Consider the following 12,630-nt stretch of genomic DNA (forward strand, 5'->3'; position numbering starts at 1 on the left):
AGGGCCAAGGGTGCCCGGCTCAGCGGGCACCCCATCCAAAGCGATTGGATTTACTTGGTGGCGGCGATGCGTTGCATCAGGTCGGTAAATTTGGCGCCGTACTTGGCACGCACGGGTGCTGTGGCGTCAAAGAACAACTTTTGGTCCACAGGCACAAATTCCACACCTGCGGCCTTCAGCTTGGCAGAGTAATCTGCCACGCTCTTGTCCCACAGTGTGCGCTGTTCCATCTGGGCTTCGCGGGCCAGCTTTTTCACCAGAGTCTTGTCGTCGGCGGACAGCTTGTCCCATGCCACTTTGGACATCACCAGCAGCTCGGGAATGATCAGGTGGTTGGTCTGGGCGTAGTACTTGGTGCCCGTGGTGTAGTGGTTGCTGGTGAACATGCTGGGCGGGTTGTTTTCCGCACCGTCAATCACACCCGTTTGCAGTGCGCTGAACACTTCACCGTAGGCCATGGAGATACCGTTGCCGCCCATGGCATTCATGGTGTCCACAAAGAGGGGGTTGCCCATCATGCGCACTTTGACGCCCTTGAGGTCAGCCGGAGTCTTGACCAGCTTCTTGGTGTACAGGCTGCGTGCGCCGCCGTCCATCCAGCCCAGGCCCACCAGGCGTGCAGGGCTGGCGGTCACTTTGTCCAGCAGTTCGGCGCCGATGGGGCCGTCAATCACAGCGCGCATGTGGGCGATGTCGCGGAACACAAAGGGCATGTTGAACACGTCCACATCGGGCACCACGGGGCCGACCACACCCAGCGAGATACGCACGATCTGGATCGCGCCGATCTGGGCTTGTTCTACGGCTTCTTTTTCCTGGCCCAGTACGGCGCCGGGGAACATTTGCATCTTGATGCGGCCATTGGTGGCAGCTTCCAGTTTCTTGCCCATGCTTTCCACGGCCACCACAGTGGGGTAGCCGGCGGGGTGGGTATCCGTGGCCTTGAGCACGATGTTCTGGGCCTGCGCGCCCAGGGTGCTGCACAGCGCTACGGCAGCGATGGCTGAAGCCACAAAAGTTCTACGGAATGTCATGCTTGTCTCCTCTATGGGATGGTTGGTGGAAAGAACGAAAACTAACGAACGGGAAACTGGGTAAACAGGGGCTCTGGTCGGCCTTGCACGCCGGGCTCCAACACCAGCACGGCGCCGTCCAGCGTGGCATCAAAGCCGGGTGCGGGTGTGGCGGGCTGGATGGATGTGACAAACAGGTGGCGCAGTTCGGGCCCGCCAAAGGCACACATGGCAGGTTTGCTCACAGGTACGGCAATCGACTGCAGCAGCACGCCGGCAGGGCTGAATCGGTGCACCTGGCCCGCGTCGTTGCCACAGATCCAGTAGCAGCCCTCAGCGTCCACGGCGGCGCCATCGGGGCGGCCGGGCAGGGGCTGCATGTCCACCCACGCGGTTTGTGGGCCCCAGGTGCCGGTGGCGGCGTCAAACGTGTGTTTCCAGATTTTTTGTACGCTGGGGTGCGAGTCTGAGAGGTAGGCGGTGGTGCCATCGGGGCTGAAGGCCATGCCGTTGGGCGTGATGTAACCGCTGAGCACCGGGCCGCGCAGGCCCTGGGTGTCGAGGCAGTAAATGCCACCGGCAGCACTGGCCAGCGACATGTCGCGCACCATGGTGCTGATCCAGAAGCGGCCTTGCGCGTCGCAGCGGCCGTCGTTGAAGCGCATGCCGGGCTGCGGGTGGCTGATGGTGGCCAGGCATTTCACCCGGGCCATGGGCGGGTCTTGCAACTCCACCTCAAAAATGCCGCTTTCCATGGCTGCAATCACGGTGCCACGGTTGCTCAGCGCAATACAACCCACCCGCTCGGCCAGGGCCCAACTGTGCTGTGCACGGCTAGCCCAATCCAGGCGGTGAATGCGCTGGCTTTCGATATCAACCCAATACAAGGCTTGTGTGGCGACCGACCACACGGGGGATTCGCCCACGCGGTCGCGGGCACTGCTGATGGGGAATAAGCTGGGCATCGGGTGCCTTACTTGCCAGCCTTGTGGGCGGTCATGGGCTCGCCCTGGAACAGGAAGCCACCGCCCTGGTAAATCGCGGCCGGATCGGTGATGTCGGGCTGCGGTGTGCGGGCATAGACCGCTTCACGGAACGGGTCTGAGCTGTCTTGCGGCACATAACCCACATGGCGGGCGGCGCTGTTGTCGTACCAAGTGACAGCGTTGTCGGACATGCCGAAGATGGGCGTATGGCCCAGGATGGGCGTAGTCAGGCAGGCAGTCACCAGGCGGTGCAAATCATCAAAGCTCAGCCAGCTCGCCAGCATGCGGCGGTCTTTGGGCTCGGCAAAGCTGGAGCCAATGCGCACGCAGGCGGTCTCAATGCCGTAGCGGTCGTAATACATGCGCGAGAGGTCTTCGCCAAAGGCCTTGCTCACGCCGTACAGGCTGTCGGGCCGGGCAGGGTGGTTCAGCGTGATGGTTTCGCTCTGCTTGTAGAAGCCGGTCACGTGGTTGGAGCTGGCAAACACCACACGCTTCACGCCAAACTTGCGCGCGGCTTCGTAGAGGTTGTAAACGCCCAGGATATTGGCCTGCAGGATGGGCTCGAAAGCCGCTTCCACCGAGATGCCACCAAAGTGCACGATGGCCTGGCAGCCTTGCACCATGGCGTCTACGGCGGCAGCATCGGCCAGGTCGGCCAGCACCACTTCTTCGCCAGCGCGGGCAGGTCCAAAATCGGCGCGATCGGAGAGGCGCAGCACCTCGCAATTGGCCTTGAGGCGGTCCCGCATGGCCGTGCCCAAACCGCCGGCGGCACCGGTCATCAGCAAAGTGTGGTGTACTTTGATCGTCATGAAATGTATGCTGTCTTGTCAGTTGTATGTTGTCTGATGTGTTAAATTGTCAACACCTGTTCCAACCGAGTCAAGGGCTTTTCCATGGACCTAGTGCAAACCCCTAGAGCCTCTGTCGCACAACCGTTACCTGTCGAAATCGGGGAGGCTGCGCGCCCGCGTCGCGCCCGCGGTCTGGTGCAAGAGGTGGTGGAAAGTCTGGCGGCCAGCATCCGCGAAGGGGCCATCCAGCCCGGTTCCAAGCTGCCCACCGAATCCGAAATCATGGCCCGCTTTGAGGTGAGCCGCACCGTGGTGCGCGAAGCCATTTCGCGGCTGCAGGCCAACCGTCTGGTGGAGACGCGGCATGGCGTAGGCACCTTTGCGCTGGCGCCGCAAAGCAGCGGCAACTTCCAGATTGCCGATGTGGACTTTGCCACCGTAGCCGACGTGATTGCCCTGCTGGAGCTGCGCATTTCGCTGGAGACCGAGGCCGCCGGCCTGGCCGCCCAGCGCCGTACCGAAGCCAATCTGCAAGCCATGCAAGCCATGCTCGATGCCTTCCAAACGTCCATTCAGGAAGACTCCGACGCCGTGCCGTCCGACTTCAGCTTCCACATGGAAGTGGCCAAGGCCACGGGCAACCGCCACTTCGCCGATCTGATGACCTACCTGGGCACCATGATCATTCCGCGCACCCGCATCAACACCGCCAGCAGCGCGCCAGAAGGGCGCTTGGCCTATTTGCGCCGGGTGCACGGCGAGCACGAATACATCTTCAACGCTATCCGCAACCAGGATGCTGATGCCGCCCGCGCGGCCATGCGCACACACTTGGCCAATAGCAAAGACCGGCTCAGAAAGTCCCAGCCTAACGCGGTTTAGTTGTATGATGTCTGATATGTAGGGGCGCCACCCATCCTTTTCTTCGTCTGAGCGCCCCACAGAGGAGACTGACATGACCCCGTCTGAATCTGGCGCCGTGCGTGGCGCACCCACCGTCACCGCACTGCGTGTCATCCCCGTGGCGGGCCATGACGGCATGCTGATGAACCTGAGCGGCGCGCATGCGCCGTTTTTCACGCGCAACATCGTCATCCTGACCGACAGCAGCGGCAATACCGGCGTGGGCGAAGTGCCCGGCGGCGAAAATATCCGCCAGACGCTGGAGGACGCGGCCGCCTTGGTGGTGGGCCAATCCATCGGCAACTACAACGCGATCCTCAACCGCATGCGCGAAGCGTTTGCCGCGCGCGACAGCGGTGGCCGTGGCCTGCAAACCTTTGACCTGCGCATTGCCATCCACGCCGTCACCGCGGTGGAAAGCGCGCTGCTCGATTTGCTGGGCAAGTTTCTGGGCGTGCCGGTGGCGGCCCTCTTGGGCGATGGCCAGCAGCGCGACAGCGTGGCTGTGCTGGGCTACCTCTTCTATGTGGGCGACCGCAACAAGACCGACTTGCCTTACATCAGCGAGCACGATGCCGAAGACGACTGGAAGCGCCTGCGCCACGAAAAAGCCATGGATGCCGACGGCGTGGTGCGCCTGGCCGAAGCGGCTTACGCGCGCTACGGATTTCAGGATTTCAAACTCAAGGGCGGCGTGCTGCGCGGTGAGGAAGAGGTCGAAGCCATCCGTGCGCTGCACGCACGCTTCCCCCAGGCCCGCATCACGCTGGACCCGAATGGCGGCTGGCTGCTCAAAGACGCCATTCGCCTGACCCGCGACCTGCATGGCGTGATGGCCTATGCCGAAGACCCCTGCGGTGCCGAAGGCGTGTTCTCGGGCCGTGAGGTGGTGGCCGAATTCCGCCGCGCCACCGGCCTGCCCACGGCCACCAACATGATTGCGACCGACTGGCGCGAGCTGGCACATTCGCTGGCCCTGCAGTCGGTGGACATTCCGCTGGCCGACCCGCATTTCTGGACCATGCAGGGGTCGGTGCGCGTGGCGCAGGTCTGCGAGACCTGGGGCCTGACCTGGGGCTCACATTCCAACAACCACTTCGATGTGTCGCTGGCCATGTTCACCCATGTGGCCGCCGCGGCGCCCGGCAAGGTGACCGCGATTGACACGCACTGGATCTGGCAAGACGGCCAGCGCCTGACCAAAGACCCGTTGCAGATCGCAGGCGGGCAGATTGCCGTGCCCACCACGCCCGGTCTGGGCGTGGAGCTGGACATGGCAGAAGTGGAAAAGGCCCACCAGCTGTACCTGCAGCACGGCCTGGGCGCGCGCAACGACGCCATGGCCATGCAGTACCTGATTCCGGGCTGGACCTTCAACCCCAAGAGCCCCTGCCTGGTGCGCTGAAGGCGAGCCGGTCTCGGCCCTGACATTCAAGCCAAATTGGCAAAACCCCAAGTCCAGGCCTCTAGCCCCCGGGAATACTGCGCGAGCAGCTCCTGTTTTAGGAGCGATTTAGTGCGCCGCCTCCGCCAGTCCGATGGCGAGGCGGTTGTGCCGCTCCATCAGCGGGCCCAGGTCCACGGTCTCCAGATGCCCTTCGCGCACCACCACCTTGCCGTTGACCAATGTGTAGTCCGCTTGCGGGCTGGCGCACAGCAGCAGGCTGCCCACCGGGTCGTGCACCGCGCCGCCAGCAAAGCCCAGTGTGTCCAGGTCCCACAGCACCAGGTCTGCACACATGCCCACGGCGAGGTGACCCACATCGCTGCGACCCAGCACCTGCGCGCCGCCGCGGGTGGCCACACTGAGGGCATCGCGCACCGTCATCTCGGCCGGGCCCAGGTCGCAGCCAAAGAAGGTTCTGCCGTCGCGCACTTCGGGCGGCTGCATGGCGCGGCCCACGCGCGCCAGCAGCATCGCCTGCCGCGCCTCGTTGAGCATGTGTGCGGCGTCGTTGCTGGCACTGCCATCCACGCCCAGGCCCACGGGCACACCGGCGTTCAGCATCTTGCGCACCGGCGCAATGCCACTAGACAGGCGCATATTGCTGCAGGGGCAGTGCGCCACGCCGGTGCGGCTGGCGGCAAACAGGCTGATGCCCTCGTCGTCCAGCTTCACGCAGTGCGCGTGCCATACGTCGTCGCCCAGCCAGCCCAGGTCTTGCGCGTACTGCGTGGGCGTGCAGCCAAATTTCTCGCGGCTGTAGGCCAGGTCGTGGTCGTTCTCGGCAAGGTGGGTGTGCAGGCGCGCACCGTACTGGCGGGCCAGCAGCGCGGACTCGCGCATCAGCTCGCGGCTCACGCTGAAGGGCGAGCAGGGCGCCACCGCCACGGTGACCATGCTGCCGTGCGACATGTCGTGGTACTGCTCAATCAGGCGCTGTGTGTCCTTCAATATCGCGTCTTCTTTTTCCACCACCCGGTCCGGCGGCAGCCCGCCCTGGCTGTGACCCACGCTCATGCTGCCGCGCGTGGCCACAAAGCGCATGCCGATCTCAGCCGCCGCCTCGATGCTGTCATCCAGCCGCACGCCATTGGGGTAGATATAGAGGTGGTCGCTGCTGGTGGTGCAGCCACTCAGCAGCAGCTCGGCCATAGCGACTTGCGTGCTCACCTGCACCATCTCGGGCGTCAGCCCGGCCCAGATCGGGTACAGCCCGCGCAGCCAGCCAAACAGCTCAGCGTTCTGCACCGCGGGTATCGCCCGCGTGAGCGACTGGTACATATGGTGGTGCGTGTTCACCAGGCCCGGCGTCACCAAGTGGTGGCAGGCGTCGATCACCTCGTCCGCCTGCAGCGCCTGCGGTGGCAGGTCGGCCGTGGCGCCGATGAAGGCAATGCGGTGGCCTTTGATGTAAATGGATGCGTTGCGCAGCTCGGTGGCTTGCGCAGGGTCGGCGTTATCGAACGTCGCAACCGTGCGCGCGTTGTGGATCAGCAAAGTGCCCATGTGAAAGTTTCTCCGTCAAACAAGTGTTCCACCTGCAAAGGTGGGTCCTGCCGAGGCCGAATCCCGCTGGCGGGCCAGACCGGCCACCAGAGGCGAGCACCACGTTGCCGAGCATCCCGGGCTGTGCTGTTGCGCTGTGCGCTCGCGAATTTTGCCCCAAGTCCTCTCCAGTACCATGGAATAAAGCGATGACCATGCCAAGCCAAACCCCTTCTCCCCACTTCTCCGAACTCGCCCCGCGCGACGTGCTGGCTCATCTCTACTGGGCTGCTGTGCGCCAGGCGCTGCCAGCGCACACGCTGGCCGGCTTTCTGCCGCCTGTGCCCAAGGGCCGCACGCTGGTGCTGGGCGCCGGCAAGGCCGGTGGCGCCATGGCCCACGCACTGGACGCACTGTGGCCGCAAGACGCGCCTATCAGTGGCCTGGTAGTCACCCGCTATGACCACACGCCGCCGCGCCCGCTAGATGCCGCGCCCCAGCGCATCGAGGTGGTGGAAGCCGCCCACCCGGTGCCCGACGCCGCCGGCCTGGCCGCGGCCCAGCGCATCCTCGCACTGACCGAGGGGCTGACGGAGGACGACCTGGTGATCTGCCTGATCTCGGGTGGCGGCTCCTCGCTGCTGACCCTGCCCGCGCAGTGGGAGGGCGGTGGCCTCAGCCTGGAGCACAAGCAGCGCATCAACAAGCTGCTGCTGGAGAGCGGCGCCAACATCCAGGAAATGAACTGCGTGCGCAAGCACCTCTCCGCCATCAAGGGCGGGCGCCTGGCAGCGGCCTGTTATCCGGCCCAGGTGGTCACGCTGCTCATCAGCGATGTGCCGGGCGACGACCCCAGCGTCATCGCCAGCGGCCCCACCGTGCCCGACCCCACCACCTGCGCCGATGCGCTATCGATATTGAAGCGGCTCGCGCAGCATTCATCAGGGCTGGAGCTCGATTTCATTACAAAAATGCTCGAGAGCGGCGCGCTGGAAACCCCCAAGCCCGGCGACCCGGTGTTTGCCCGCAACACGGTGCACCTGATCGCCACGCCCCAGCAGTCGCTGGAGGCGGCGGCCGATGCCGCCCGCGCCCTGGGCCTGAATGCTTACATCCTCAGCGACGAGCTGGAAGGCGAATCGCGCGAGGTGGGCAAGGTGCACGCAGCGCTGGCGCGCACCGCCGCCCACCGGCCCGCGTCCCCACAGCAGCCGTTTGCCAAACCTTGTGTGATCTTGAGTGGCGGCGAAACCACCGTCACCATTCGCCCCCGCCGCGAGGGCGCTGCCAAAGGCCGGGGCGGCCGCGCGGGGGAGTTCTGCATGGGCTTGGCCCAGGCGCTGCAAGGGCAGCCGGGCGTCTGGGCGCTGGCGGCGGACACCGATGGTATTGACGGGGTGGAAGACAACGCCGGTGCCCTGGTGGCGCCCGACACGCTAGCCCGTGCCGCTGCCGCCGGGGTGTCGCTGTCCGACTGCCTGGACCGCAACGACGCGGTGGGCTTTTTTGACCCTCTGGGCGACCTGTTCACCACCGGCCCCACCCACACCAACGTCAACGACTTTCGGGCCTTGCTGGTGCTGTAGCGGGTGCCGGGCCTGCGCAAAGGTTGATTTGCCTCAAGGTCTGGCGGGCGCTGGCGCGGCACAGTGGCAGCCATGTTGGCCCCCTTACCACCCACCCTTGCCGCCCTGCTGGCAACCCACCCCCTGGAGACGCGCCCGGAAGGCAGCCGCCTGCTGAGCCGCGGCCAGCCCTCGGCCCAGGTCTTGTACCTGGAGAGCGGGCGCGTGGTGCTGGGCATCGCGGGCAACGCAAGCAGCCATGGCGAGCTGCTGGAGCACCAGCTGGGCGCCCAGCTGGAGCCCGGCTGGCTGGACGCCACCGCCGCGGTGCTGGACCTGCCCGCCGCCATGGATGCCGTGGCAGAAACCGTCGTGCAGCTGCGCGCTGTGCCGCTGCCCGCATTTCGGGCTGCGCTGGCCGATGCCCGCGCCCCCGCGGGCAGTGTGCTGCTCGATGTGGCCTACGCCCACCGCCAGCAAACCGAGCTGGCCGTCAGCCGCCTGGCCAAAGACGCCGAGGCCCGCTGTGCCGAATGGCTGCTGCGCCACGCCCAAAACAGCGAGCAGGGCGTCTGCTCCGTGCAACTGCAGCAGCGCAAGCGCCTGATTGCCGCCCAGCTCGGCATTGCGCCCGAAACCCTGTCGCGTGTGCTGCGCAACCTGCGCGAGCGCAGCCTCATCAGCGGCTCGGGCCGCACCGTGAATCTGGTCGACCCGCTGGGCCTGCGGTCTCTGGCCGGCGGCTAAGCTCCGCGCTTGCGGATAGGATGGATGCATGGGCCGCCTGCTGTGGTGGCCCGGCAGATTGACCCACCCTATGCAAGCGCACCATGTTCAAAATTTACTGGACCGATGAAACCGGCCAAGCCCACGGCCAAGAAGCCGCCGCCATCGTGGAAGCGCTGCAGATCACCAAAGAAAAACGCGACGCCGGCCACACCTTTGTGACCATGGCCAGCGAGAACCCGCAGAACACCGGCAAGCCCGGTGTGGACACGGTGGCCGACGGCAAAACGCCTGATGGCGAGGACTACGACTGGTCCAAAGCCGGCCGCGCCGGGCGCCCCCGCAAGACCGACCGCATCATCACCAACAAGGACCGCTGATGCACCGCCGTGCCCTGTGGCTGGCTGCTTGGGCGCTGGGCTGTGTGCTGGGCAGCGCCTGGTGGGTGACCCAGTCGATGGCGGATAGCCGCAACGCGTTTGAGACCGACGCGCGCATCGCGCACCGCCTGCTGTCGCAGCGGGCCGTGCAGCACGAAGCCGTGTTGTCTACGCTGAGCCTCATGCAGCCCGCAGTGGACGCGCGCCTACCCGCCATCTACCCCCAGTTTTTGCACATGTGGCGCCGCACGGCGTCGCAGCCCTGGCCGGCAGACGCTGCGCTGGCCCAAGCATTAACCGCCGCCGAGCGCCGCCCCGGCCAGCCCGAGCTGGTGCGTGCCGACCTTGCGCAAGGCCGATTCTGGATTGCCATGGCGCCCCCACCGGGCAGCCTGCCAGAGGCCGCCAGTTATGCGCTGGAGGTGTCTTTGCCGCTCATGGTGCCTTGGGCCGACTGGCCTTTTGGCGACAGCCCCACTGCAGACGCTGCCCGCACCACCAGAGCCTGGCTCGCGCATGGCGGTGCGCGCTGGGCCATGCACGGCAGCCCGGCCGGTTTTGAGCTGGGCCGCTTCACGTTTAGCAAACATTTGGCTGCGGCCAGCCAGCCCTTCGACATGGTGGCCGAACGCAGCTACGGCCTGGCCGACGTGCCCTGGGTCACAGTGGGCGTGTGGCTGCTGGCCTGGACGCTGGCGCTGCTGGCCCTGGCCAGCGCCCTGCAGCAGCGCCGCGCGCGCCAGCGTGCCGAAGACCTGCTGCGCCTGGGCCAGGTGTCGCGCCTGAATGCGCTGGGCGAGCTGGCCGCCGGCCTGGCCCATGAGCTGAACCAACCACTCACCGCCGTGCTGGCCAGCACCCAAGCCACGGTGCGCCTGCTGGCCGACGACCCGCCTGATGTGGCCCAGGCCCAGGCCGCCATGGACAAGACCGTGGTTCAGGCCCGGCGCGCGGCCGAGGTGGTGGCCCGCCTGCGCCGCGCCATCGAGCGGCCCAACACCGGCACCACCACACCGGTGGATGTGGCCCAGGCTGCGCGCGAAGTGCTGCAACTGCTGGAGCCCGAATGCCGCAAACGCGCGGTGGCCGTGCAACTGCAAGGCCCCGCATCGTTGCTGGCGCTGGGCGACCCGGTGGCGTTGGAGCAAATCTTGCACAACCTGGTGAACAACGCGCTGAGCGCGCTTGAGCAGGTGCAGGGCAGGGCGCGTGTGCTCACACTCACGGTGGAGGCCGTGGCACGCACCTCCGTGCGCCTGAGCGTGCAAGACAACGGCCCCGGCGTGCCTGCCGCGTTGGCCGATCGATTGTTTGAGCCCTTTGTGAGCGGACGCCCCGGTGGCCTGGGGCTGGGCCTGAGCCTGTGCGAAACCCTGGCCGCCGAGATGGGCGGCCACATCCGCCACAAACCCGCGCAACCGGGTGCCGTGTTTGTGTTGGAACTACCCGCAGGAGACCACGCATGAGCGCCGCCGAATCTCTGTCCCCGTTGATCCACCTCGTGGACGACGACGAGGCCGTGCGCGACGCGCTGGCACTGCTCATCAGCACCGTGGGCCTGCGCGTGCAGCCCTGGGCCGACCCCGAACGTTTTCTGGCCGAGTTCGACCGCCACAGTTTGGGCGCCGTGGTGCTGGACATGCGCATGCCCGGCATCTCGGGCCTGGCGGTGCTGGAGCAGCTGCAGGCCGCAGGCGTGGACCACCCCGTGGTCATGCTCACCGGCCACGGCACGGTAGACCTGTGCCGGCGCGCCTTCAAGGCCGGCGCGGCCGAGTTTCTGGAAAAGCCGGTGAACGACGAACTGCTGCTGGACACGCTGCAACAAGCCGTGCGCCGCCACGTCAAATCCCGCCAACGCCACGCCGCCGACCAGGCCGCACGCCAGCGTTATGCGGGCCTGACCGAACGCGAACGCGAGGTGCTGGGGCTGATCATCGAAGGCCTCACCAACAAGGAAATCGGCCGCGCCATGGCCGTGTCACCGCGCACGGTGGAGACACACCGCGCCAACCTGTTTGAGAAACTGGAAGCGCCCTCGCTAGCGCATCTGATTCGGCACTATGCGGCGTTGGTGGAAGAGGGGGATGGGTGAGGCGGCGGCACCGGGTGTATATCCGTGCAACTCGTCGCTTTGGGCCATAAGAAGTCAGTCGCGACCGACCGCTCTGGGACGCTCAACAGCTCAATGACTGGGCCATTGAGGTGTGTAATCCTCAGCAGATTTCTCGTTGAAAAGGTCACGAACAATGCGTGCACATGAACTCAAGCAGCCTATCGAGCCGCCAAACAAAGTTTCAATCGCCAGGGGGCTCTGCTCCCTAGTTGGGAGCCTGCCACCAGACATAAACACCGAGCGGGGCTGCCTAGAAGATGCATTTACGTTCCTCAACGAGGAGCCGCCAAACGTAAGCGCCGCATTGAATGAGTTGACGCGCGGCTACGCCCACGCCTTCCGAGGCCTGCATCGCGAGACCAGACCGGAGGTCTGGCTCATTGCCGCCGCAGTCGAACTGCTCCGATAGTACGGGTCTCCAAAAGGCTGGAAGCAGTCGTTCAACGTTGGCGCTGTACGGCGCGCAGCCCGCGCCGCGAAGCGGCAACCTGTGGCTGCGTGTCCGAGACGAGCAACCTGTTATGTTTTCTTGACAAAACCATTGGCAATAACGTCAAGCTGACCGCACCCATTGAAGTTGAACTTGTAATGCTTGTACTCCTCAGTTTCGGCAATGCAGCCTTGTGAAACATGTGCTGCAAGCCACAGGGAGTTCAAAATCTCATGGCTTCTATCGTAATGCTCGCCTTCAACAAAGGTCTCCGTCATTTGCCATTTGAACGCGATGACGTCTGAGAAAAAGACCTCAATGACTTCTTCGCGCCAATCCTTGAATCGAAGAATGAGGTCGCCTTCCTCCATTCCGATGTCTGGGTACTCAGCATCTGCGGTAGAAAAACCGGGGTCAAAGACCTTCGCTAATTCCATGCTCATTTAGGAAACATAACGTAATGTATGCCGCAAAACCTGCGGGAAGTTCTGGAGGCTGCGGGATAAACTGGGCACCAATTGCGCTGGAAAGCCTTTTGCAGGCTCAATTTCCGAAGTATTCATGTGCGTTTGTACAGGTATAAAAATTCCGACAAACCCCGCACTCTGTAAGTAATGGAGTGAGCCAATAATTTCACGATTTTTACGCCTCGGAACCAGATTGAACATCCCCCAATCGGGTGTTTTTTGAACGTCGGCTTCCGCTGCGTTGCGGCTGTCCATCGTACCCGTCCGTTGATCCCTCTTCGAATGTCAGCTATCGGGCAATCAATCTGAGTTGCTGAA

At 64.7% G+C, this 12,630-nt stretch carries 13 protein-coding genes; 7 read left to right on the plus strand and 6 right to left on the minus strand.

Features of this window, described 5'->3' with window-relative positions; genetic code table 11:
- Nucleotides 1–50: 50 nt before the first annotated feature.
- From CHU94_RS05705 to CHU94_RS05715, 3 genes are read right to left on the minus strand one after another with little or no spacing between them, the layout of a single operon-like run.
- Entirely contained in the window at nt 51–1,034 is a 984-nt protein-coding gene (locus tag CHU94_RS05705; protein ID WP_094477648.1) for a TRAP transporter substrate-binding protein, read from the minus strand.
- Between the two features lie 41 nt (nt 1,035–1,075).
- Nucleotides 1,076–1,978: an SMP-30/gluconolactonase/LRE family protein gene (locus tag CHU94_RS05710; protein ID WP_094477650.1), complete on the minus strand. Its 903-nt coding sequence runs from the start codon at nt 1,976–1,978 to the stop codon at nt 1,076–1,078.
- 8 nt (nt 1,979–1,986) lie between these two features.
- On the minus strand, nt 1,987–2,814 hold the full coding sequence (locus CHU94_RS05715) for an NAD(P)-dependent oxidoreductase (protein WP_094477652.1): 828 nt from the start codon (nt 2,812–2,814) through the stop codon (nt 1,987–1,989).
- A gap of 84 nt (nt 2,815–2,898) precedes the next feature.
- Between CHU94_RS05715 and CHU94_RS05720 the strand changes: the two genes are divergently transcribed.
- Together CHU94_RS05720 and gudD are read left to right on the plus strand one after the other, a co-directional pair.
- On the plus strand, nt 2,899–3,678 hold the full coding sequence (locus tag CHU94_RS05720) for a FadR/GntR family transcriptional regulator (protein WP_094477654.1): 780 nt from the start codon (nt 2,899–2,901) through the stop codon (nt 3,676–3,678).
- Nucleotides 3,679–3,751: 73 nt separating this feature from the next.
- On the plus strand, nt 3,752–5,104 hold the full coding sequence (gene gudD / locus CHU94_RS05725; protein ID WP_094477656.1) for a glucarate dehydratase: 1,353 nt from the start codon (nt 3,752–3,754) through the stop codon (nt 5,102–5,104).
- Nucleotides 5,105–5,212: 108 nt separating this feature from the next.
- On the opposite strand, the gene CHU94_RS05730 is transcribed toward gudD, so the two are convergent.
- Nucleotides 5,213–6,649 carry an 8-oxoguanine deaminase gene (locus tag CHU94_RS05730; protein WP_094477658.1) on the minus strand — a complete coding sequence of 479 codons (1,437 nt, stop codon included), beginning with the start codon at nt 6,647–6,649 and terminating at the stop codon, nt 5,213–5,215.
- A 188-nt stretch (nt 6,650–6,837) separates the two neighbouring features.
- On the opposite strand from CHU94_RS05730, the gene CHU94_RS05735 reads away from it, so the two are divergent.
- From CHU94_RS05735 to CHU94_RS05755, 5 genes are all read left to right on the plus strand, one after another.
- A complete protein-coding gene (locus CHU94_RS05735) occupies nt 6,838–8,214 on the plus strand; it encodes a glycerate kinase (protein ID WP_094477660.1) in 1,377 nt (458 codons plus the stop codon).
- A gap of 72 nt (nt 8,215–8,286) precedes the next feature.
- Complete coding sequence (locus tag CHU94_RS05740; RefSeq protein WP_094477828.1) at nt 8,287–8,940, plus strand: Crp/Fnr family transcriptional regulator; 654 nt, start codon at nt 8,287–8,289, stop codon at nt 8,938–8,940.
- An 83-nt stretch (nt 8,941–9,023) separates the two neighbouring features.
- Nucleotides 9,024–9,299, plus strand: coding sequence for a hypothetical protein (locus tag CHU94_RS05745; RefSeq protein WP_094477662.1), 276 nt, complete (start codon nt 9,024–9,026; stop codon nt 9,297–9,299).
- Nucleotides 9,299–10,765 carry an ATP-binding protein gene (locus CHU94_RS05750; RefSeq protein ID WP_094477664.1) on the plus strand — a complete coding sequence of 489 codons (1,467 nt, stop codon included), beginning with the start codon at nt 9,299–9,301 and terminating at the stop codon, nt 10,763–10,765. Before CHU94_RS05745 ends, CHU94_RS05750 begins: the two co-directional genes overlap by 1 nt.
- Nucleotides 10,762–11,394 (plus strand): response regulator transcription factor, encoded by a 633-nt coding sequence (locus CHU94_RS05755; RefSeq protein WP_094477666.1) that lies wholly within the window; start codon nt 10,762–10,764, stop codon nt 11,392–11,394. The genes CHU94_RS05750 and CHU94_RS05755 overlap by 4 nt, the downstream gene beginning before the upstream one ends.
- A 540-nt stretch (nt 11,395–11,934) precedes the next feature.
- On the opposite strand, the gene CHU94_RS05765 is transcribed toward CHU94_RS05755, so the two are convergent.
- Together CHU94_RS05765 and CHU94_RS19005 are read right to left on the minus strand one after the other, a co-directional pair.
- On the minus strand, nt 11,935–12,288 hold the full coding sequence (locus CHU94_RS05765) for a hypothetical protein (RefSeq protein WP_217901286.1): 354 nt from the start codon (nt 12,286–12,288) through the stop codon (nt 11,935–11,937).
- The gene (locus CHU94_RS19005) at nt 12,289–12,567 is read right to left on the minus strand and encodes a hypothetical protein (protein WP_141211393.1); all 279 of its coding nucleotides are present in this window, start codon (nt 12,565–12,567) and stop codon (nt 12,289–12,291) included. It lies immediately after the preceding gene.
- Nucleotides 12,568–12,630 lie beyond the last annotated feature (63 nt).

The organism is Rhodoferax sp. TH121 (genome assembly GCF_002251855.1).
Classification (GTDB): domain Bacteria; phylum Pseudomonadota; class Gammaproteobacteria; order Burkholderiales; family Burkholderiaceae_C; genus Allorhodoferax.

Excerpts from the sequence above, each read along its gene's own strand:
- CHU94_RS05705 (WP_094477648.1), bottom strand. The coding sequence starts at position 1,034 with ATGACATTCCGTAGAACTTTTGTGGCTTCAGCCATCGCTGCCGTAGCG.
- CHU94_RS05710 (WP_094477650.1), bottom strand. The coding sequence starts at position 1,978 with ATGCCCAGCTTATTCCCCATCAGCAGTGCCCGCGACCGCGTGGGCGAA.
- CHU94_RS05715 (WP_094477652.1), bottom strand. The coding sequence starts at position 2,814 with ATGACGATCAAAGTACACCACACTTTGCTGATGACCGGTGCCGCCGGC.
- CHU94_RS05720 (WP_094477654.1), top strand. The coding sequence starts at position 2,899 with ATGGACCTAGTGCAAACCCCTAGAGCCTCTGTCGCACAACCGTTACCT.
- gudD (WP_094477656.1), top strand. The coding sequence starts at position 3,752 with ATGACCCCGTCTGAATCTGGCGCCGTGCGTGGCGCACCCACCGTCACC.
- CHU94_RS05730 (WP_094477658.1), bottom strand. The coding sequence starts at position 6,649 with ATGGGCACTTTGCTGATCCACAACGCGCGCACGGTTGCGACGTTCGAT.
- CHU94_RS05735 (WP_094477660.1), top strand. The coding sequence starts at position 6,838 with ATGACCATGCCAAGCCAAACCCCTTCTCCCCACTTCTCCGAACTCGCC.
- CHU94_RS05740 (WP_094477828.1), top strand. The coding sequence starts at position 8,287 with ATGTTGGCCCCCTTACCACCCACCCTTGCCGCCCTGCTGGCAACCCAC.
- CHU94_RS05745 (WP_094477662.1), top strand. The coding sequence starts at position 9,024 with ATGTTCAAAATTTACTGGACCGATGAAACCGGCCAAGCCCACGGCCAA.
- CHU94_RS05750 (WP_094477664.1), top strand. The coding sequence starts at position 9,299 with ATGCACCGCCGTGCCCTGTGGCTGGCTGCTTGGGCGCTGGGCTGTGTG.
- CHU94_RS05755 (WP_094477666.1), top strand. The coding sequence starts at position 10,762 with ATGAGCGCCGCCGAATCTCTGTCCCCGTTGATCCACCTCGTGGACGAC.
- CHU94_RS05765 (WP_217901286.1), bottom strand. The coding sequence starts at position 12,288 with ATGAGCATGGAATTAGCGAAGGTCTTTGACCCCGGTTTTTCTACCGCA.
- CHU94_RS19005 (WP_141211393.1), bottom strand. The coding sequence starts at position 12,567 with ATGGACAGCCGCAACGCAGCGGAAGCCGACGTTCAAAAAACACCCGAT.